The organism is Acinetobacter sp. ANC_7682, from assembly GCF_056779795.1.
This window is the reverse complement of sequence record NZ_JBWYIQ010000019.1, coordinates 39,056-58,727: the sequence shown is the minus strand read 5'-3', so window position 1 is coordinate 58,727 and position 19,672 is coordinate 39,056. Positions and strand designations below refer to the sequence as shown.

22 protein-coding genes and 1 pseudogene are annotated in these 19,672 nt (G+C 37.7%); 12 read left to right on the top strand and 11 right to left on the bottom strand.

The annotated features are described in order from the left end of the window. Positions 1-158: 158 nt before the first annotated feature. Complete coding sequence (gene ybaK / locus AC1M9D_RS09085; RefSeq protein ID WP_481611990.1) at positions 159-629, top strand: Cys-tRNA(Pro) deacylase; 471 nt, start codon at positions 159-161, stop codon at positions 627-629. A 10-nt stretch (positions 630-639) separates the two neighbouring features. Here ybaK and ppk1 read toward each other — a convergent pair whose 3' ends face one another. The 6 genes from ppk1 to AC1M9D_RS09055 form a co-directional block, all read right to left on the bottom strand. Beyond that, entirely contained in the window at positions 640-2,706 is a 2,067-nt protein-coding gene (ppk1, locus tag AC1M9D_RS09080) for a polyphosphate kinase 1 (protein WP_481611987.1), read from the bottom strand. 176 nt (positions 2,707-2,882) lie between these two features. Then, positions 2,883-3,959, bottom strand: a complete 1,077-nt coding sequence (locus AC1M9D_RS09075; RefSeq protein ID WP_481611986.1) for a porin — start codon at positions 3,957-3,959, stop codon at positions 2,883-2,885. A 219-nt stretch (positions 3,960-4,178) separates the two neighbouring features. Continuing rightward, a complete protein-coding gene (locus AC1M9D_RS09070) occupies positions 4,179-4,592 on the bottom strand; it encodes an HIT family protein (protein WP_481611985.1) in 414 nt (137 codons plus the stop codon). Between the two features lie 29 nt (positions 4,593-4,621). Beyond that, entirely contained in the window at positions 4,622-4,888 is a 267-nt protein-coding gene (locus AC1M9D_RS09065; RefSeq protein ID WP_035266544.1) for a YARHG domain-containing protein, read from the bottom strand. A gap of 83 nt (positions 4,889-4,971) precedes the next feature. Beyond that, the gene (locus AC1M9D_RS09060) at positions 4,972-5,841 is read right to left on the bottom strand and encodes an NAD(P)-dependent oxidoreductase (protein ID WP_481611984.1); all 870 of its coding nucleotides are present in this window, start codon (positions 5,839-5,841) and stop codon (positions 4,972-4,974) included. A 5-nt stretch (positions 5,842-5,846) separates the two neighbouring features. Beyond that, positions 5,847-6,941, bottom strand: coding sequence for an alpha/beta fold hydrolase (locus AC1M9D_RS09055; protein ID WP_092768451.1), 1,095 nt, complete (start codon positions 6,939-6,941; stop codon positions 5,847-5,849). Between the two features lie 141 nt (positions 6,942-7,082). Here AC1M9D_RS09055 and AC1M9D_RS09050 point away from each other — a divergent pair, with 141 nt between their 5' ends. The 9 genes and pseudogenes from AC1M9D_RS09050 to trpB all read left to right on the top strand — a co-directional run bounded on the left by AC1M9D_RS09050 (position 7,083) and on the right by trpB (position 14,747). Further along, on the top strand, positions 7,083-8,270 hold the full coding sequence (locus AC1M9D_RS09050) for an O-succinylhomoserine sulfhydrylase (RefSeq protein ID WP_092768449.1): 1,188 nt from the start codon (positions 7,083-7,085) through the stop codon (positions 8,268-8,270). 24 nt (positions 8,271-8,294) lie between these two features. Continuing rightward, positions 8,295-8,624, top strand: a complete 330-nt coding sequence (locus AC1M9D_RS09045) for a YbaB/EbfC family nucleoid-associated protein (RefSeq protein WP_035266548.1) — start codon at positions 8,295-8,297, stop codon at positions 8,622-8,624. A gap of 12 nt (positions 8,625-8,636) precedes the next feature. Beyond that, entirely contained in the window at positions 8,637-9,233 is a 597-nt protein-coding gene (recR, locus tag AC1M9D_RS09040) for a recombination mediator RecR (protein ID WP_481611983.1), read from the top strand. 209 nt (positions 9,234-9,442) lie between these two features. Further along, the gene (locus tag AC1M9D_RS09035; protein WP_481611989.1) at positions 9,443-10,585 is read left to right on the top strand and encodes a ribonuclease D; all 1,143 of its coding nucleotides are present in this window, start codon (positions 9,443-9,445) and stop codon (positions 10,583-10,585) included. 129 nt (positions 10,586-10,714) lie between these two features. Further along, on the top strand, positions 10,715-11,020 hold the full coding sequence (locus AC1M9D_RS09030; protein ID WP_481611982.1) for a YcgL domain-containing protein: 306 nt from the start codon (positions 10,715-10,717) through the stop codon (positions 11,018-11,020). 34 nt (positions 11,021-11,054) lie between these two features. Then, positions 11,055-11,426 carry a hypothetical protein gene (locus AC1M9D_RS09025; RefSeq protein ID WP_035266633.1) on the top strand — a complete coding sequence of 124 codons (372 nt, stop codon included), beginning with the start codon at positions 11,055-11,057 and terminating at the stop codon, positions 11,424-11,426. Positions 11,427-11,455: 29 nt separating this feature from the next. After that, positions 11,456-12,307, top strand: a complete 852-nt coding sequence (locus AC1M9D_RS09020) for an AAA family ATPase (RefSeq protein WP_092768445.1) — start codon at positions 11,456-11,458, stop codon at positions 12,305-12,307. 8 nt (positions 12,308-12,315) lie between these two features. Further along, on the top strand, positions 12,316-13,503 hold the full coding sequence (locus AC1M9D_RS09015; RefSeq protein ID WP_481593959.1) for a vWA domain-containing protein: 1,188 nt from the start codon (positions 12,316-12,318) through the stop codon (positions 13,501-13,503). A gap of 35 nt (positions 13,504-13,538) precedes the next feature. Continuing rightward, positions 13,539-14,747: pseudogene (trpB, locus tag AC1M9D_RS09010) on the top strand (tryptophan synthase subunit beta). 35 nt (positions 14,748-14,782) lie between these two features. On the opposite strand, the gene AC1M9D_RS09005 reads toward trpB, so the two are convergent. From AC1M9D_RS09005 to AC1M9D_RS08990, 4 genes are all read right to left on the bottom strand, one after another. Further along, complete coding sequence (locus tag AC1M9D_RS09005) at positions 14,783-15,700, bottom strand: hypothetical protein (protein ID WP_481611981.1); 918 nt, start codon at positions 15,698-15,700, stop codon at positions 14,783-14,785. Positions 15,701-15,875: 175 nt separating this feature from the next. Continuing rightward, positions 15,876-16,307: a CBS domain-containing protein gene (locus AC1M9D_RS09000; RefSeq protein WP_035266567.1), complete on the bottom strand. Its 432-nt coding sequence runs from the start codon at positions 16,305-16,307 to the stop codon at positions 15,876-15,878. Between the two features lie 87 nt (positions 16,308-16,394). Continuing rightward, positions 16,395-16,778, bottom strand: a complete 384-nt coding sequence (locus AC1M9D_RS08995) for a DUF2750 domain-containing protein (RefSeq protein WP_481597989.1) — start codon at positions 16,776-16,778, stop codon at positions 16,395-16,397. A 140-nt stretch (positions 16,779-16,918) separates the two neighbouring features. Then, a complete protein-coding gene (locus AC1M9D_RS08990) occupies positions 16,919-17,152 on the bottom strand; it encodes an SEL1-like repeat protein (protein WP_035266572.1) in 234 nt (77 codons plus the stop codon). A 225-nt stretch (positions 17,153-17,377) separates the two neighbouring features. Between AC1M9D_RS08990 and AC1M9D_RS08985 the strand changes: the two genes are divergently transcribed. Both AC1M9D_RS08985 and AC1M9D_RS08980 read left to right on the top strand, forming a co-directional pair. Next, complete coding sequence (locus AC1M9D_RS08985; protein WP_481587962.1) at positions 17,378-17,737, top strand: hypothetical protein; 360 nt, start codon at positions 17,378-17,380, stop codon at positions 17,735-17,737. A 106-nt stretch (positions 17,738-17,843) separates the two neighbouring features. Then, complete coding sequence (locus AC1M9D_RS08980) at positions 17,844-18,164, top strand: hypothetical protein (RefSeq protein ID WP_481593956.1); 321 nt, start codon at positions 17,844-17,846, stop codon at positions 18,162-18,164. On the opposite strand, the gene AC1M9D_RS08975 is transcribed toward AC1M9D_RS08980, so the two are convergent. Beyond that, positions 18,161-19,672 (bottom strand): M16 family metallopeptidase, encoded by a 1,512-nt coding sequence (locus AC1M9D_RS08975; protein WP_481611980.1) that lies wholly within the window; start codon positions 19,670-19,672, stop codon positions 18,161-18,163. The genes AC1M9D_RS08980 and AC1M9D_RS08975 overlap by 4 nt on opposite strands.

The window sequence follows — 19,672 nt, the reverse complement described above, 5'->3', positions numbered from 1 at the left end:
GAAAAAAGAAGAGTTTAAGGAAATTTTGGCAATTTTAAGAAAGCAGAATCCTGATAGGATAAGGGTTCTGTGAAATTTGTCGTGTACAGAGAGAAAAACTTTAAAATTGATTCAATATTTTCTTATAATAATGCCATTATTAAATGCCTGAAATCATCATGACGCCAGCTTGTAAATTTCTAAAAAACAAAAAGATAGATTATTCTGTTCATGAATATGAGCATGATCCTAATGCTGAAAGTTTTGGTTTAGAAGCAGCTCAAAAATTGGGTTTATCTGTACATGAAGTTTTTAAGACACTTCTAGTGACAGATGATGTCAATTATTTTGTGACAATTTTACCAGTGGACCATCAACTTAATTTAAAAAAGGCGGCGAATGCTTTCAGTTGTAAAAAACTTAAAATGGCTGATCCGAAAGTGGCTGAGCGTCTGACCGGTTACTTAGTGGGTGGGATTAGTCCAATTGCTCAAAAAAAGCGACTTAATACAGTCATTCACCAATCGGCAAGTTCTCTTAAAAAGGTGTACGTGAGTGGTGGAAAACGAGGGCTAGATATCGGATTAGATCCTCAATCATTGGCCCAAGTAGTAGATGCTCAATTTAAGGACATTGTGGATCACACTTAATGTTTGATCACTACATTTGACGTAGATTGGTTAGATATTCTTGAGCGATAAAAATTTCTTGATCATCAGTTGGGCATACCTTGTTCCATTGATGTTCTTGATCTAATTCCCAAGCACGTTGATTATCGTTCAGATAATTCAGTAGACCATCTTTAATAATCGTTTTCTTTAGTTTTTTATCTTCAATCGGAAAACAAGTTTCTACTCTTGAAAATAAATTACGTCCCATCCAGTCTGCACTTGAACAATATAATTTCTCATTGCCTTGATCTAGAAAATAGTAGACCCGTGTGTGTTCTAAAAAACGTCCTACAATGGATCTGACGCGGATATTTTCTGATAACTGTGGTACTTGAGGTCTTAATGAACAGATGGAACGAATGATCAGATCGATTTGAACACCTGCATTTGACGCTTGATAAAGTGCCGCGATTAATTTAGGTTCAGTTAACGCGTTAACTTTGATAATAATATGCGCTTTATGACCAGACTTAGCATGGTGGATTTCATTGGCAATGAGTTTTAAAAGCTGTTCATGCAAGGTAAAAGGTGCATGGAACAGCTTTTTAGGCTTTGCCATTTTTCCCATACCTGTCAATTCTTGAAAGATTTTATGGACATCTTCACAAATGTCATCATCAGTGGTCAGAAGACCGTAATCGGTATACATTTTTGCATTACCAGCATGATAATTGCCAGTTCCCAAATGAACATACCGTTTCAGATGATCTGCTTCTCTACGAACAACCAGAATCATTTTAGCGTGAGTTTTATAGCCCACGATGCCATACACAACAACAGCTCCAGCTTCTTGTAGGAGGTTGGCGACCATGATATTGGATTCTTCATCGAATCTAGCACGTAATTCAATAATCGCAGTAACTTCTTTACCATTTCGTGCTGCTTCTGCTAAGACCTGAACGATCTCTGAATCTGGTCCGCTGCGATAAAGAGTTTGCTTGATTGCCAAGACATTAGGGTCTTTTGCAGCCTCTTTTAACAGGTTGATGACGGGTGAAAATGAGTCAAAAGGATGATGTAAAAGGACATCACGTTGTTTTAATACATCAAATATACTTTTTGATTGTCTCAATATCTTCGGTATCACGGGTTGATAGGGTTTAAACTTCAAATCTGGACAATCAAAATCTGAAAATAATCGAGCTAAATTTACAGGACCTTGAACACGATAGAGTTGTGAAGGTTCTAAAGAAAATTGTTCAAGTAGATATTGGTTAATCGTTTCTGGGCAATTGTGATCAATTTCAAGTCGAACTTCACGTCCAAATCTTCGCGAAGAAAGTTCATCTTTAAGAGCAACTGCCAGATCGTCTACATCGTCAGCTAAATTTAAGTCAGCATTGCGTGTAACACGGAATTGGTAGCATCCTGTCGCCTTCATTCCTGGAAATAAGTCATTGATATGTTGTTGCAGAATAGCCGACAACAGGATGTAATGTTGCTTACCTTCGCATAAGTCATCAGGAATTTTGACCGCCCTTGGCAAAGTTCTCGGTGCAGGTACGATCGCGAGCTCAATCTGACGACCAAAAGCATCTTTACCTTCAAGTGTGACAATAAAATTAAGGCTCTTATTGACTAAACGGGGAAAAGGATGGGCAGGGTCTAAACTGATGGGCGTGATTACTGGTTGAATAAATTTACTGAAGTAGTTTTGAATCCATTCAGTATATTTATCTAAAATTCCATGATATTGGATAAATTCGATACCATAAGATTTAAGCTGAGGAATGAGCTCCTTATTAAGTATCTGATATTGTTCTTGAACCGCATGATGCGTTGTTTTAGATATTTGTTCTAAAATAATTTCATTGGGAATAGCGTCTGGCGCGGTTGTTATTTGATTTAATTCGATCTGCTTTAGAAGTCCAGCAACGCGTATTTCAAAAAACTCATCTAAATTCCGAGAAAAGATGATTAAAAAATTTAGTCGCTCTAATAAGGGGTGGTGAGGGTCTTTAGCTTGAGCTAAAACTCGTTTATGGAATTCTAATAATGAAAGTTCGCGATTTATGTAAGTGTCTGAATTGTGTTGAAAGTTTTCAAGAGAGTGCATAGTACCAATTATTGCTTTTTGAGCCGTCAGGAAAGACCTTGCAGCGATGGTACGTTTGATGTGTGACAGTAATATTACATAATGTTGATCAAACTAAATAAACTTAAATATATAGATTTATTTAAATTAATAAAAAAAGCACACTTAAAGTGTGCTTTTTGGGGTTCAAGTAGAACTTAGAAGTCGTAACGGAAACCAAGTGAAAGAGCTGTAGAGTTTTCACCATCTACACCCGCAACTTGTGCACTGCGACCCTCTTTCCAAGGTGTTAGATTGATCTGATCATCATTAAGCATTGTTGCAACGTTTGCGTAGACACGAACCGCTTTATCTAAACGATGTTCTACACCTAGAGCAATTAGGCTTGAATTTTCATCAGTAGCATCCGAATCACGGTAGAAATACTCACCACGAACTGATGTCTTTGGGCTTAGCTTGTATTCTCCAGCAACACCGTAAACTGAAGAATCTTTACCAAATGTTTCGTCATCAAATTGAGCGAATTGATATAAAGCACCAAGCTTGAAGTCTTCTGTTATGTTATATGAGCCAGCAACACGAAAAGCATCACGACCTAATTTTTTAGTCGAGTTAATCGTATTAGAAGCATTGTCTTCAAAAAGTTCATAAGCAACAGCAAAGTCAATAGGACCTTCTTTGTATGTTAAGGCAAGATCGTAAGCTTTGTTATCATCTTTATCAGAGAGATCGGTCTCTTTTCCAACAGCTGTTTTGTCGTGCATAGAGACAGCAGCTAAAATATTGAAACCATTTCCTAATTTTGGAGATTTATATTCAATCGTGTTTGCATTACGTTCATCAAATTTTGCATCGCCAACACGAGTTACGTTACGTACATCACCAACCATATCGCCAAAGTAGTTGACTGGACCACGAGCTACTTTAAATGGACTGTCAAAACGACCAACTTTAACTTGACCAAAATTACCTTTCAAACCAACGAAAGTATCTCGTGTGGCAAACTCTGTACCACCGCCATCTTTACCTGATGAGAAATTAATTTCTTGTTCGATTTGACCAAATACGGTCATACCATTTTCTAATTTTTGTTCAGCTTTAAAACCAAGGCGTGAAGAGTTTGAAGAAATATTAACATCTCCGTATTCAGCACCATCATCAAGGTAATCTAATGAAACATGCGCACGACCATAAATTTTAACGTCGGCTGCCATTGCGATTGCTGGTGTAATTAGTGTTGCCCCAACTGCTAATGCACAAAGTGTTTTTTTCATTTCTAGCTCCAGTAAAGACTGATTTATTGTCCTAATAATCATGATCAGTAGTTTTTTTGTAACTACTGTTCTCTATTGGTGCTAAGTATTCATTACAAATAAGTCAGTAATATTAAGAATTTATTTCATTATCATGAAAATGGATAGAAACAATTTACAGTAATCAAAAGGCATAAAACAAAAAAAAGGAGCCAAAGCTCCTTTTTTTATGAGGATCTGTTATAAAGCAGCTTTAATCTTCTCAGCAAAAGCCTTGATACGCTCTTGATCACCCATTTGTGCTGCGTGTTTACCCAGTTCATGAATTGAACTTGGAATAAGATGAAAGTGTACGTGAGGCACGGTTTGCCCAGCTGCAGCACCAGATAACTGCATCAACACTATACCTTTTGCATCTAGTGCTGTTTCAATCGCTTTTGCAATTTTTTGAACGATTTGAATTGTGTATGCTGCAGTGTTTGGGTCCAAGTCGAGTAAAGTTATGGCAGGTGATTTAGGGATGACTAAAGTATGACCATCTGCCTGAGGCATAATGTCCATAAATGCAAGAACTTGCTCATCCTCATACACTTTAATTGCAGGAAGTTCACCACGTAAAATTCTTGCAAAAATATTTTGATCATCGTAAGCCATAACTATTCCCAGAATGTAATTAGATTGAATTATTTACAGTTCAATTCTTTCTGACGTTGCTTAATGGAGTCAAGCTTTTGTTGCTCTTTTTCTGAGAACTTAGGTTTAGTTGTATTGCAATTTTCATTGCCGAACTTTGCCTTAGTATCTGGATCTTTAAAACAGAAGCCTTTTGATGCATAGATGATGTTGTAATCATCTTTAAGTTTTTCACACTCTTTTGTAGTATCGGCAAAAGCATTAACCCCAGCTGAAACAGATACAGCAGTAATTAAACCTAATAAAAACTTATTCATGAGTATCCTCATTTAGAAATGGACATTTGATATTGTCACATTTCAATTATATGGGCTTTATATGTGAATTCAATGGCGAAAATTTATTCTAAGGTAATTTTGCTCCATGATTCGTACATTTTAACTGCTGTCGAAAAATCACTATTAGGTTCAGCTATTGCATTAGCAGCACCAATTAGACTTTGAGTAAGCGTAATGACAGGTGAGGATAATTTTGCTTGATGAATGAGGTCTACTGCGATACCAGTGTCTTTGCTCAGTAACGGTAAGGCAAAAGTATTTGGAAAACTTCGATTTAATACCCGTTGAGGCAATACATTTTCAGTCACACCACTTTTACCACTTGAAGCATTGATGCACTCTAAAGCTTCATTTAAATCCACACCATGTGCCTTAAGTGCAGTAAAACCTTCAGCAGCGGCACATAAGTGAACAGCCAAGAGCATGTTGTTCACTGTTTTCACAGCAAAACCAGATCCTGAGTCTCCTACATGCTTAATCAGTTTACCCATGGCTTGCATTGCTGGTAATGCTGCTTCAAAAGCCGCTTTTTCACCACCTACCATGAAGGTTAAAGTCGCATTTTCAGCACCAATAGTTTGTCCGCTAACTGGCGCATCTAGAAAAAATACACCTTTTGATTTTAAAAAAGCTTGTTGTGCTTTAGCTGCATCAGGCACGCCACTGGTGCAGTCTACCCAAATTGATCCAGGTTTAATGTCGACTTGATGAATGATCTCATTGACTTGCTGACTCGTTGGTAAGCAACTAAAAATGATATCAGCGTGGGCAGCTTCTTGAAGTGATACAGCTTGTGTTTGATATTCAGTTGCATGTTGTTTGGCTTTCTCGAAATTTCGATTCCATACCAAAACTGATTCATAGTGTTTGGGTAAATGAGCTGCCATACGGTAACCCATTGCGCCTAATCCAATAAATGCAACTGTCGTCATTTTCTTTACTCTATTTGTGTTGAACGCTCTGCTAACCAGTGAGCAAGTTCAGGCCAAAATTGATCGGCACTTTTTTGACTCGACATTAAACCTAAATGCCCACCAGGAATAAGAGTAAACGTGACATCACGACTATTTGTCAATTCAGTCAATGGTCTAACAGCATCAGCTGTGACCATTTGATCGCTTGAACCCGCGCCAATCATAAGAGAGCAGTCTATATTTTTTAATTCGATTTTCTTATCTTGAAGTTCGATATAACCATTTTTTAGCGGATTTCTTAACCAGACATTGAATAACATATCTTGGTTTACCCCAGCAGGATAATCAATCATATGATTGAGGAAATAACCTAAAGTGGCATGTTCATGCAAAAGTTTTTTATCATCAAGATTCAGTAATAATTGTTTATGGCCTTCATACCAACCTTTTGGATCTAAAATTTTAAATCCAATTGCATTTAAAATACCTGGGGAGTGAATGAGGCGCTTAGGAATACGACCGTTATAAACTTTATGTTTGAGTAGACGAGTTCTTTCAAGATAGCGATTCATCTTAGCATATAGCTTTCCGATACTGCCTGAAGCAAAGCTATCAATTGGACTACCTAAAACGATTAGATTTTTTACATGGTTCGGCTGTCTGAGCGCTGTGTACAACAGAACAAATATTCCCGCCATACTCCAGCCATGTAAAGAAATTTGATCAGATTTAGCGTGTGTGCGTATTTGATCGATACAATTCGGGATTGCATCATCAATAAAACCTAAAAAGTTGAGATCGCGATCCTTATAGCTAAAGTGTCCCCAATCCAATAAATACACATCAAAACCTTGCTCTGTATAATATTTGATAAGAGAACGGTATGGATAAAGATCATAAATATCCATCTTGATCGCTAAAGGCGCGACAAAGACCAATGGCTCAACATATTTTTTATTTTCAGATGCGTAATATCGAATTTTACTCGATTTATGAGTACCTATCACTTCATACGGCGTTGCTTGAGATAAAACCAAAGATTTACCGTAAAAAATGCGAGTCCCTAAATTTTTTAACTTGCTTTGTTTAGAACGCCAGTTAGTTTTTAAATGTTCCATGAAGGTTGAAGATCTCATAAGCATGTGATTTGAACGAAGTCTAAGCGATATTTATATATTTTACCTTGACCTTAAATGCTTTGGGCGCTCAAAATGTTGGCAATTATTCACAAAGGCAGTTTTTAGGACTGATTTAGAGCAATGAGCCAGCAAGACGACATTGAATACCAACTTGATACATTAGCACTTCGTACAGGTCATACGCGCAGTTTTGAAGGTGAGCATGCTGAACCGATGTTTCTAACTTCTTCATTTGTATATGCAAATGCAGCAGAGGCAGCAGCTAAATTCTCTGGGAAAGAGCCCGGTAATATTTATTCTCGCTTTACAAACCCAACAGTTGCAATGTTTGAAAAAAGATTGGCTGCAATGGAAGGTGCTGAACGTGCAGTGGCAACAAGTACGGGTATGGCTGCGATCATGGCGGTGGCGATGTCATTCTTAAAGGCCGGTGATCATGTTGTATGTTCTCGCGCAGTATTTGGTTCAACCGTGGCCTTATTTGAAAAATACATTTCTAAGTTTGGTGTGACTGTCAATTTTGTTGATTTAACAGATTTAGATGCTTGGAAAGCTGCGATCAAACCAGAAACTAAACTACTATTTGTAGAATCTCCGTCAAATCCATTATCGGAAATTGCTGATATTCGCGCATTAGCAGATATCGCGCATGAAAATGATGCCTTACTCGCAATTGATAATAGTTTCTGTACGCCAGTGCTACAACAACCATTAAAATTGGGCGCGGATCTAGTTGTCTATTCAGCGACAAAATATCTAGATGGTCAAGGTCGTGCATTGGGTGGTGCTGTCGTAGGTAGTCATCAATTACTTGAAGAAGTTTTTGGCTACGTTCGTACAACTGGTCCTTCTATGAGTCCGTTCAATGCTTGGGTTTTCCTAAAGGGTTTGGAAACGCTTCGTCTACGTATGAAGGCTCATTCTGAAAGTGCACAAAAGATTGCTGAGTGGCTTCATCAGCACGATAAAATCGAAAAAGTATTCTTTGCTGGCTTAGCGGATCATGTAGGTCATGATTTGGCTAAACAGCAACAAAAAGGTTTTGGTGGTATCGTCTCATTCGTGGTAAAAGGTGGGCGAGAAGCTGCTTGGAAAGTGATTGATCACACTCAATTTATTTCTATTACTGGAAATCTTGGGGATGCAAAATCAACGATTACTCATCCTGCAACGACTACTCATGGTAAATTGTCTGATGAAGCGAAGGCTGCAGCTGGCATTGCAGAAGGTTTAATTCGTCTTTCAGTAGGTTTGGAAGACGTTGATGATATTATTGCAGACATTCAACGTGGTCTTGATTTAGTCTAATTTAAATTTGTTCGGAGTATACAAATGAACATTAACATGCTTATGCAACAAGCACAGCGCATGCAAAAGGAAGTAGAGTCCAACATCAAGAAAGCGAAAGAAGAGCTTGCACAGAAAGAAGTGCATGCTGAAGCTGGTGGTGGTTTGGTAAAAGTGACAATGACTTGCCGTAATGTGGTAAAACGCATTGAAATCAATCCAGAATTACTTCAAGACGATCCAGATATGATTGAGGATTTGATTGCAGCTGCTATGAATGACGCTGCACGCCAAGCCGAAGCGATTTCAGAAGAAACAATGAAGTCAGCAAATAGTGGTATGGGATTACCTCCTGGCTTGTCAGGCTTATTTTAAGGATATTGCCGAGTGTTCAGCGAACGGTTTGACCAGCTCGTCCAAGCACTGCGAATTTTACCAAGCGTTGGGCCTAAATCGGCTCAGCGCATGGCGTTGCATTTGATCATGAAGAATAAGCAAGGTGCTTTGGCATTATCTGAAGCACTTAGCGATGCCGCTGATCATATCCATGAATGTTCTATTTGCCACTCATTGACTGAGAATGAGGTGTGTGACATTTGTCTGTCGCAAGACCGTGATGATGCCTTGCTTTGTGTGGTTGAGTCTCCTGCAGATGTGATGGCAATTGAGCAAAGTGGAAGTTTCAGAGGCAAATATCATGTATTGGGTGGGCATTTATCTCCTTTAGACGGTATAGGGCCTGAAGAGGTTGGCATACCTGCGTTGGTTCAACGCTTAGCTGAAGGTCAGGTAGCAGAGGTTATTCTCGCTACCAATGCAACGGTTGAAGGGCAGGCTACGGCACATTATTTGGTAGAAGCCACACGTCATTTGAATCTTAAAATGACGCGTATTGCTCAAGGTGTACCACAAGGGGGTGAGCTTGAGTATGTCGATAGTCACACCTTAAGCCAAGCAGTTCATAATCGTATGCAAATGAAATAAGCACAAATTGTGCTTATTTTTTTGATTAGAGAAATCTCACTTTTCTGAATTGTTTTTTAGTCGAAAAAAATATTAAATTTTTCATGTTTTATAACTATTTACAGCGTATACATAGATTTGCTTGACGCTTTAATTGAAAATTTATATTTAAAATTGATAATTTAAGCTAAAATACATCTCGATACCAATCTAGCACATTGTTTTTTATGATGTTTCAATTTATTCAAGAGCAAAAAGAACTCGAGCATGTTTTGACACTAATGAGTCAACAAGATGTTTATGGTTTAGATACTGAATTTATCAAAGTTGATACACTATGGCCAAAATTGGGTGTCTTGCAAATCAATGTCGCAGATCAGGTGTTTTTATTAGACGGTACACGTCTAGATTTTTCGAGTTTCTGGCCTAAAGTTTTTGCTGCAAAGCAAAATATTTTCCATGCTTGTGGTGAAGATATTGATCTGATTTACCATTATTCAAAAGGTAATCATCTTAATAATGTATTTGATACTCAGGTGGCTTTGTCTTTTCTCGGACACGGATTACAGGTCAGTTATCAAAATGCGCTTAAAGAAATTTTAAATATAGAAATTGATAAAGATCAAACACGTTCAGATTGGCTTGCACGTCCTTTAACTGAAGAGCAAAAAGCATACGCAGCAAATGATGTCTTATATATTATGGATTTAGCCGATGCGCTAAAAAATGAATTAGAGAAAAAAGGGCATTATCAGTATGTACTAGAGGACTGTAAGAGCCTCACGCTCGAGATTGCGACAGAAACGCCGAAAGAGAAACTATACGAAGATGTCGGAAATTATAGACACTCTCGAAAGCAGTTAATGCAGCTACAATTGCTCAGTGTTTGGCGTGAAGAAATGGTGAAGGCTTTAAATCAGCCTCGAAGTTTTATTCTGAAAAATGCCACTATGATTGATTTGGTGGAAAAAAATCCAAAAAATACCTTCCAATTATCCCAAGTTAAAAATATTCGTCCGAATGTGGTTCGTGAGCACGGTAAAACGATTTTGGATATTATTGCGTTGCTGCCCCCAATGGAAGAATGGCCATTACGAATTGCTCGACCAATTAAACATTCATCCAAAGATATTACCCATGATGTTGATAACATGATTAGTAATCTTGCAGAAGAATTGGTGATTCCTAAAGAAGTGTTAATGCGAAAAAAATGGCTCGGGGCTTTATATCAGCATGTTGTTTTTCATGGCGATGAACAAGATTTACCTCAATATTTACTCGGTTGGCGTTATGATTTACTGACGAAGCCATTAATTGAGTTGCTTCATAAAGATGCACAATATTTGAGTATGCAAATGAAAGTCAATGAATGACTTCTCTCAAAATTTGATTAAAGAATTACCAGTCATCCTAAACTAGACTGATGCGTTAACAAACGCTAATGTTTCGCCGTTTTTTTTGATGTATGCTTTGCTTTGAGTTTAAAAGGTGTTGTTTGAATCATGTGGTGTGAAATCTACAAATCTAGTAAGAAAGACGAAATGTATATTTACGTTGCGCGTCCTGAACAAGCGGAAAACCAAGAAGCTGTTGATCCGTTATCAGTATTATCTGAAGCAATGAAAAATGCATTTGGCCGAGCGACATTTGTGATGTCACTGGAATTACATGCAGAACGCAAATTAGCGCGTGCAAATGTTTTACATGTGATGGATTCTATTCAGACGAAAGGATTCTTTTTACAATTGCCGCCTGAAGGATTGATCAATCCTAATGCGGTAGAGCCAGAGGGACTACGCGGTGCGTGATAATCAAGTTGGAGGATGGGATCAGTTTGTTTCAATGTTGGATTCAATTCCAGAATATAACATTGCAATTACCGTCTATATTCTCGGAACTTTGATTATTCTGTGGTGTTGGTACGGCATAGCGAAACGCCTACCTTCACCTTTAGGTGGAGTGACTTGGATTTTTGTGTTTGCTATTTTGGCAACACCAACGATTTCTGAAGGTCCTAATTCCGCCTTAGCACCTGCAACTTTTGGTTTGATCTTTGGGGTTTTAACAAAAGATTCACCGTTGATCTGGTCCAATTTCTCATTGATTGCCTTTGTTATTGCTTTAGGGTTATTGGCAGGTTATTTCTGGTCTAAGTACGCTTCTAAACAAAAGAATCCGAGACACACATCGTCAGTGAAGACACCACCACTTTAATTATCCAAATAAAAAAATAAGGTTTCATTATGTCTGTTGATGCACATCAATTTACGGGTACAGATCAATATATCGCCACAGATAGTCTCAAGCTTGCTGTGAAGGCCGCTCGAGCGTTGCAAAAGCCTCTTCTAGTGAAGGGTGAGCCAGGTACAGGTAAAACATTATTGGCTGAACAAGTTGCTGATAGCCTGGGTTTAAAACTGATTACTTGGCATATCAAATCAACGACGAAGGCTCAACAAGGTCTTTATGAATACGATGCCGTTTCAAGATTACGCGATAGTCAATTGGGCGATGAGCGTGTTTATGATATTAAAAACTATATTAAACCAGGTAAATTGTGGGAAGCATTTACCTCTGAAGAGCGTTGCGTTTTATTAATTGATGAGATTGATAAAGCAGATATCGAGTTCCCAAATGATTTGCTTCATGAACTAGACAAAATGTCATTCTTTGTTTATGAAACTGGTGAAACAATTACTGCAACACAGCGTCCAATTGTGATCATCACTTCAAATAATGAAAAAGAACTTCCTGATGCTTTTTTACGCCGTTGTTTCTTTCATTATATTGAATTCCCAGATGAACAGACCATGCGTGAAATTATTGCAGTTCATTTTCCAAGAATTTCAACGACATTGGTCAGTGAGGCACTTCAGGTCTTCTTTAAGCTTCGCCAAATACCTGGTCTTAAGAAGCCACCTTCAACTTCTGAATTAATTGATTGGTTAAGCTTATTGATGGCTGATGATATGCCTGAAGATATTTTAAGAAACCATGATAAGTCAAAAGCAATTCCACCGCTGTATGGTGCGCTCATCAAAAATGAGCAAGATGTGCAGCTACTTGAGCGCCTCGCATTTATGACTCGTCGATAGGTGATACTATGTTCGTAAGACTGTTTTACACCTTGCGAAAATACGGAATCCCCGTAACGACGCGCGAGCTGATTGATTTAAATCAAGCAATTAGTCTAGGTTTGGTTTTTGCAGATCAAGATGATTTTTATCAGCTTGTGAAGACAGTCATGGTCAAGGATGAGCGTTACTTCGATAAGTATGATCGTGCTATGAAGGATTATTTTCAGGGCATTCAAACCTTTGATGTAGATGATTTACTCAGTAAAGTTAATCAACTTCCTAAAGAATGGTTTGATTTAGAACTCCTTGAAAAACACTTAACGCCAGAGCAACGTGAAGCACTACAAAGAGCAGGTTCTTTAGAAGAGCTCATGAAAATGCTGGAAGAGCGTTTGCGTGAGCAACATAAAAAACACCAAGGTGGTAATCGTATGATTGGCACTGGTGGCACTTCACCGTTTGGAGCTTTTGGTGATCACCCAGAGGGGGTGAGAATTGGAGGGCCGGGACGTAAAAAATCTGCGGTGAAAGTGTGGGAACAACGTAAATACCAAAATCTTGATGATGATCAAATTTTGGGAACACGTCATATGCAAATGGCGTTGCGTCGTCTGAGAAAATTTGCGCGTCAAGGTGCTGAAGAAGAGCTTGATATAGATCAAACGATTCGCGAAACGGCTAAGCAGGGAATTCTTGATGTACAGATGGTGCCAGAGCGTCGTAATCGAATTAAAGTTTTAATGTTGTTCGATGTAGGCGGTTCTATGGATGCCTATATTGCACAATGTGAAAAACTGTTTAGTGCAGCCAAAACAGAATTTAAGACTTTAGAATATTTCTATTTCCATAACTGTCTTTATGATTACGTGTGGAAAGACAATCATCGCCGTACTTCGACAAAAATGAATACCTTAGATTTATTTAATACCTATGGTAAAGATTATCGAGTGATTGTTGTTGGTGATGCAAGTATGGCGCCATACGAATTAAAATCTGCTGGTGGTTCTGTCGAATACATGAATGAAGAGTCGGGTGAAATTTGGCTGCGTCGTTTGCGCCAGCATTATGAAAAGACGGCTTGGTTGAATCCTGAAACTGAGAATTACTGGCATTACACTCAAACGATAGGAATGATCAAAGAATTATTTGAAGATCATATGTATCCAATGACTTTAAAAGGCATTGAAGATATGACTAAATTCCTCTCGCGCTAACTTTTTTAAATTATATTCATCTAAAGGATCTTGATATGAGCTATCAAATCAATGGTGTGGCATTGCCAAATGAAGAAGGTTTTTTTGGTGAATATGGTGGTCAATGAATTCCACCTCATTTAAAAGCAGCAATGGATGAAATCAATGTTGCTTATGAAGAAATTCGTAAAACACCTGAATTTCAAAATGAGCTTTTAGAGCTCTTTGCGCATTATGTAGGTCGTCCAAGTCCTTTATTTCATGCCAAACGACTTTCAGAACAATTGGGCGGTGCTCAAATTTATCTGAAGCGTGAAGATTTGAACCATACAGGTGCACATAAAATTAACCATTGTTTGGGTGAAGCTTTACTTGCTAAATACATGGGCAAGAAAAAAGTCATTGCTAAAACTGGGGCAGGTCAACATGGTGTCGCATTAGCCACCGCTTGTGCCTTGGTTGGTATCCCATGTGAAATTCATATGGGTCAAGTTGATATTGAAAAAGAACATCCAAATGTCGTGAAAATGAAAATTTTGGGTGCGAATCTAATCTCAGTCACTCGTGGAACAGCAACATTAAAAGATGCTGTTGATAGTGCTTTCGAAGAGTATTTGAAAGACCCTGATAGCTTTATTTATGCCATCGGATCAGTCGTTGGTCCACATCCATTTCCTAAAATGGTGCGTGATTTCCAAGCAATTATCGGTGATGAAATTAAAGTTCAATCACGAGACAGATTTAACAAATATCCTGATTATATAGTTGCTTGTGTTGGCGGTGGCTCAAATGCAATGGGAGCATTCAGTGCATTCCTTAATGATGGTAGTGTGAAATTGATTGGTGTTGAACCAGCAGGACATGGTTTAGATACTGATCAACATTCGGCAACACTAACTTTAGGTAAACCAAGTCAACTTCATGGTATGGCGTGTTATGTACTGGAAGATGAAAATGGCGAGCCATTACCTGTGCATTCAATTGCTTCTGGATTAGATTATCCTGGTGTGGGGCCTCAACACAGTTTCTTAAAAGATATTGGTCGTGTTGAGTACTCAACAGCAACTGATGAAGAATGTCTGAATGCATTCATGACTCTATCTCGAGTTGAAGGGATTGTGCCTGCATTAGAAAGTTCACATGCTGTTGCTTGGGCGATACGCGAAGCTCCACAATTGTCCAAAGATACCATTGTTGTTGTGAATTTATCAGGTCGAGGTGATAAAGACTCGGACTATGTGGCAGAAAAATTAGGTTTAAATTAACACATAAAAAAACCAGCTTAGGCTGGTTTTTTTAATTACATTTCTGGTGGTTCTTCATTCAAAGGCGTAAGAATATTTTCAAAGGAGGAAATTTCAATTGGAATGAGCGGCGTTTCGATTGAAAGATCTTGAACAGGTGTTTCAGTCGCTTGTTGAGCTTGTTGAGCTTGTTGAGCTTGTTGAGCTTGTTGAGCTTGTTGAGCTTGTTGAGCTTGTTGAGCTTGAACCATGGTTTTCATTATTTCATCAGCTGGTGCACTTAGTTCGTGTGCTTTTTTGCTGTCATATTTGGTGGCAAGTTCTTTTAAAATTGCGTAAGACAAATAACTCGTAAATGCTGGATTCTCAGATTTAGCCTTGGATGGAAGTAGAGAAACGCAAGCGGCATGAAATAAACCATGTTGTACGTATGTTGCATTGAATGCAGGATCTTTAGCTTTATCAGGATCACCTAAATAACCAATCTTGAAGCCAATTTCAGATGCAGCACAAGCATTGGTCACTTCAGAAGAGGGATTGCGATAGTCAGCATTTTTTTTGAAATATAGCACTTCTGCGATCGACATCATTTCATCTTGAATTTCTTTAAGTCGGCCATCTAAATTTGGGACTGCAAAATAATTTTTTAACTTAAATAGTGTTACAGTGCCTTCGAGCCATTTTTGAGGTTGCTCTGTATAACTCAAATTTGTATAACAGGCAGAAGTTTGCAGGGCTGCTTCAACAAATTCTTTGTTTTTTCTTGGATTTTTCATATCTTGATCAGCCCCTAAATATCCCATCATGTAGGCTTTTTTATAGGTATTACATGCAGGGGTGATGAGCGTCTTTTTTTGATATGTTTTTGCTTTTTTTAGCAGCTCTATTTGATTCTTTATCGTTGGTTCAAGTTCAGATGCATAAGTGGAAGCAGTTACAAATAAAGCGGTGTAACACAATAACTTTTTATACATCATCAGTCCTTAGGCAAAAAATTCCATAATGTAATGACTTTACTGATGCTGTTTAAATAGTTCAATGACTCAATAAAAGAAAATCATTGTAAAAGATGACTAATTTCAATCAATTGTCCAAAATTGAGATCATGATGGAGTTATCAAAAAAAGCCCCCGAGATGGGAGCTTATTTTTATCCTGAAATATACTGTTGAAGTTGTTCAATTAATACTTTTTGGTCTTCCATCGCGGCTTTAACCAAGTCACCAATTGATACAATTCCGACGAGTCTATCGTCTTCTAATACTGGCAGATGGCGAATATGACGTTCTGTCATTAAATCTAAACACTCATCTACGGTGTTGCTTTTACTTACAGATAAAACTGTACCAGTCATAATTTCTGAGACTGTAGTTAAGTCTGATGTACGTTGCATAAGTGCAATTTTACGCGTGTAATCCCGTTCAGATAAAATTCCAACAAGTCTTTCATCCTGTACGACAACAACGGCACCAATACCTTTTGTTGCCATTAGTGTGATTGCTTCTAAAACCGTAGCATCAGGTGTGATGGTAGAGATTTCTGAATTGTTTTTATTTTGTAGGACTTGAGCTACTGTTGTCATAAAGGTTCCTCTTGTTGGTTATTCGTCCATGTATAAGTTAATAACTGAAATCTTAAATCTTTACAATTGTTTTAGTAGAATTTTCTGCTAAATAGATGGGCTCAAGTGATTTTGAAAAAATAGCATCTGCATGTGTGGAATAGTAAGCTTAAAGTGGCGATCTCGATGATTGCACAGGGCAGGTGTGACTTTTAGTCGCGTTAGGGTTGGGAGTAGTGAATTTTTAAAATCATCAGACGTTATTTTTCGAGGCTGATAGTGCGGCCAGTGAATTTTTGCATAATGTAAAGCCTGGACTGAGTTGAGCCAGAAGGGGAATATGTATTCTTGATTGATTGATCGAATGGCCCAACCTTGATGTTCTGGATTGTACAGTCCCCACAGTACTCCACAATACATCATGGTTTTAAGGATATTAACTTTGAGTAAAAAATGCTTTGAATTTGGTTGCAACTGTACAAAGGTGTTCATGATCGTTCGATGATTCATTACCAATGATGATAAGTTCAGTCTAATGATTTTTTCTTAAAGTTTAGTTGCATTAATTTAAAGTTTGGTAAGCAAATATGTAAATAAAAGAGCTAAAAAAACGCCACTAATGTGACGTTTATTTATGCTTGCATTGTGGCCATGTTTTGCCAATACTGTGCTTTCAAAGAATCACGTTCTACACGGAAACCTTGAAGATAGAGTTCAGCTAGAAACATCGCTGCTTTACCATGACCCGCACGTGCTGCATTCTCAAGTTCTGAAACTGCGTCTGTAAAATTCATTTCAAATTGAATGGTATTTACAGCATTTGAATACATATGTTCGAGGTCTTGTTGAGAGAATTGTTTAATCATATAAAACTCCTTATTCTAATTATGATTAGTACTACAGTTATAAAGACCTAAATTAGGTCAAAATGGAATATAACAAAGTAATATTAAACTAATATTACAATTTGCGTTAATTGTCAAATAAATTTTCAAGATAAATCTTTTAAAAAATACTTACATGATTAAACTTTAATCATTTTATATTGGGTTTATGATAAAACTGTAAATAACTATAAAGGAGAATGACTTATGACTAATACCATTGATGGTTTCACATTTGGCAATCCACCAGAGCCATCCGATATTATTGCGCTTGCACATCATCATAAAAAACAACTTGATGAAGCAATTTTTCATCAAGAAATCCATTTAGGTCACTACTGTTTAGAGCAGCGTAAACGTGTGCATGATTATACGCAGACGCTTGATCCTGCAGCGAAAGCTGAATTTTATCGCTACTATGACGGCGAATTAAAACGTATCGCCGTCATTGACGAAGAACACCCTGATGATGCTGAAGGTGGTTTAAGTGTTTTCACTATTTTTATCGTACTCGCGGTGATCGCTGCTATCTTATATTTTGGTGTTGTGCAGAATGTAGTCTCTTAAAGGTGAATAAGCGCCATTTTTTGCATAATGGTTCTTCTTTAAATCAACGTTAACACTATATTTTTAAAGCATCTCGGATTACACTTAAGCTAATCCGAGGTTGTACATGCTCCATTTAAAAAAAATTTCGTCTGATCTTTTCTCACAATTAAATATTGAGCAGATTCAAAATGCTTTCATCATAGGCATTGTACTTTTTATTCTTATTGTCTCTAGTATTGCACTGAATCGTCCAATTAATTCAGCCCACTTTGAACAAGTTCAAGCGCTCGCGGCTCAAAATCGTTTAGAGCGAACGCATGAAATGGCAAATTTGTTACTTGCAAAACCTAAGATTAAAAATATTGAATTTTATCGTTTGCTGAATGCTTATCATATCGAGAATGCTCATATAAAAATTTATCCAGCGATTGAAAAGTTGGATTAGTTTTCAATCTTATTCAGATTGAGCCCAAGATTTTGATTCAGTATTTCTTCGATCTCCTTGGCAGTGACACGGTCAGAGACAGCAATAACAGTCATTTGATCGGGGTGTAAATGTTTTTGTATTGCATTTTGAATATCTTGGCGAGTTAATTTTCGAATCTGCTCCTGATACTCATTCAGATAATTGGAATTAAGTCCGTAAAAACCAATTGATGCGATTTGGGCATTAATATTTGCATTACTATTTAAGGTCATTGGAAAATACCGAAGAATACTTTCTTTATTTTCTTTAAGCAAAGAGTCAGTAATAGGCTGTTTTTTGAAGTCAATGAATACTTGATGTGCGAGCTTTAAGCTTTCGAGCAATTGGTCTTGTTGTGTCGCATATCCAAAACTAAAAACGCCAGGTACCTGTGGTGTAGTCAGCGTACTCGATGCGCTATAGGTGAGTCCTCGTTTAACTCGTAACTCTTTTGATAAGATTGAATTAAAACTCCCACCACCAAACATTCTGTTGGCAACTTCCAAAGCGGCACGATCTGGATGTGCTCGTTCTAAAGATAAATGACCCAATAATGCATGTGCTTGTAGGCTTTCGCGTTTTAGTATTGAAATTTTAAAACCTGATTCACTAACGGGAGTTGGAAGGTCAGGTTGTCTTTGCCCTTGCGGTAAATTGATACTGATCAGTTCTGAGATCTGTTGAGCTTGATCTTGAGTGAGTTGTCCTGTAATTGCTATATTGGAATTTTGAGCGACAAGCAATCGATCTCTAAATTCTTTGAGTAATTCGGGCGTAATTTTTTTTAAACTACCTACTGTCCCAGCTGTTGGTTGAGCATATGGATGATCCCCATACAGCATACGGTACAGTTGTATTGACATTAGTCTGGATGGATTCTCTTGAAGTTGTTTTTGCCCAATTTGAGTATTACTGAGCGCGAGATTAATGCCTGATTGTTTGAAGGTGGCATGTTTGATTAAATGCAGTAGTAAGTTCAATGCAGGGTCAAATTTTTCAGGATCATTTAACACTCTTAGTCGGACAACAAACATATCGCGATAGGCATTGAAAGAATATTTGGCGCCTAATCCCTCAAATGTGGTGGTAATCTGTTTTGCACTGAGCTGATCTGTTCCTTCAAGCATAAGGCGAGCTGCCATATTGGATATACCGTAAAGTCCTTGACCAATGACTTCATCTCGTGCAGAACCAGCATTGAATGTAATTTGAATGTCGACCATTGGCAGATCATTCGTTTCGACAAATAAGGTTCGTACATTTAAAGAGTTTTTAAGTTCTTGAACAAAAGGCGCTTTATAATTTTGGGAAGATTTTGTGATCTCTTTTAAGCTTAACAAGTTTTTAATCGAGCTTAGACCACTGGGATCTTCTTCAATGATCTGTTCAATTGGTTCCGCTTCTATAAGTTCCTCTGCATGCGACAGTGAACTCAACATGGCACTAAATAACACACTCGTTAAAAATAGAGAAGACAAATAATTCAT

Coding starts and splice junctions, on each gene's coding strand:
- AC1M9D_RS08985 (WP_481587962.1), top strand. CDS start 17,378: ATGACTAATACCATTGATGGTTTCACATTTGGCAATCCACCAGAGCCA.
- AC1M9D_RS09055 (WP_092768451.1), bottom strand. CDS start 6,941: ATGGAACATTTAAAAACTAACTGGCGTTCTAAACAAAGCAAGTTAAAA.
- AC1M9D_RS09035 (WP_481611989.1), top strand. CDS start 9,443: ATGTTTCAATTTATTCAAGAGCAAAAAGAACTCGAGCATGTTTTGACA.
- AC1M9D_RS08995 (WP_481597989.1), bottom strand. CDS start 16,778: ATGAACACCTTTGTACAGTTGCAACCAAATTCAAAGCATTTTTTACTC.
- AC1M9D_RS08990 (WP_035266572.1), bottom strand. CDS start 17,152: ATGATTAAACAATTCTCTCAACAAGACCTCGAACATATGTATTCAAAT.
- AC1M9D_RS09000 (WP_035266567.1), bottom strand. CDS start 16,307: ATGACAACAGTAGCTCAAGTCCTACAAAATAAAAACAATTCAGAAATC.
- AC1M9D_RS09020 (WP_092768445.1), top strand. CDS start 11,456: ATGTCTGTTGATGCACATCAATTTACGGGTACAGATCAATATATCGCC.
- AC1M9D_RS09065 (WP_035266544.1), bottom strand. CDS start 4,888: ATGAATAAGTTTTTATTAGGTTTAATTACTGCTGTATCTGTTTCAGCT.
- AC1M9D_RS09005 (WP_481611981.1), bottom strand. CDS start 15,700: ATGTATAAAAAGTTATTGTGTTACACCGCTTTATTTGTAACTGCTTCC.
- AC1M9D_RS09045 (WP_035266548.1), top strand. CDS start 8,295: ATGAACATTAACATGCTTATGCAACAAGCACAGCGCATGCAAAAGGAA.
- AC1M9D_RS09075 (WP_481611986.1), bottom strand. CDS start 3,959: ATGAAAAAAACACTTTGTGCATTAGCAGTTGGGGCAACACTAATTACA.
- AC1M9D_RS08980 (WP_481593956.1), top strand. CDS start 17,844: ATGCTCCATTTAAAAAAAATTTCGTCTGATCTTTTCTCACAATTAAAT.
- AC1M9D_RS09070 (WP_481611985.1), bottom strand. CDS start 4,592: ATGGCTTACGATGATCAAAATATTTTTGCAAGAATTTTACGTGGTGAA.
- AC1M9D_RS09015 (WP_481593959.1), top strand. CDS start 12,316: ATGTTCGTAAGACTGTTTTACACCTTGCGAAAATACGGAATCCCCGTA.
- AC1M9D_RS09050 (WP_092768449.1), top strand. CDS start 7,083: ATGAGCCAGCAAGACGACATTGAATACCAACTTGATACATTAGCACTT.
- AC1M9D_RS09030 (WP_481611982.1), top strand. CDS start 10,715: ATGTGGTGTGAAATCTACAAATCTAGTAAGAAAGACGAAATGTATATT.
- AC1M9D_RS09060 (WP_481611984.1), bottom strand. CDS start 5,841: ATGACGACAGTTGCATTTATTGGATTAGGCGCAATGGGTTACCGTATG.
- AC1M9D_RS09025 (WP_035266633.1), top strand. CDS start 11,055: ATGTTGGATTCAATTCCAGAATATAACATTGCAATTACCGTCTATATT.
- ybaK (WP_481611990.1), top strand. CDS start 159: ATGACGCCAGCTTGTAAATTTCTAAAAAACAAAAAGATAGATTATTCT.
- ppk1 (WP_481611987.1), bottom strand. CDS start 2,706: ATGCACTCTCTTGAAAACTTTCAACACAATTCAGACACTTACATAAAT.
- AC1M9D_RS08975 (WP_481611980.1), bottom strand. CDS start 19,672: ATGAATTATTTGTCTTCTCTATTTTTAACGAGTGTGTTATTTAGTGCC.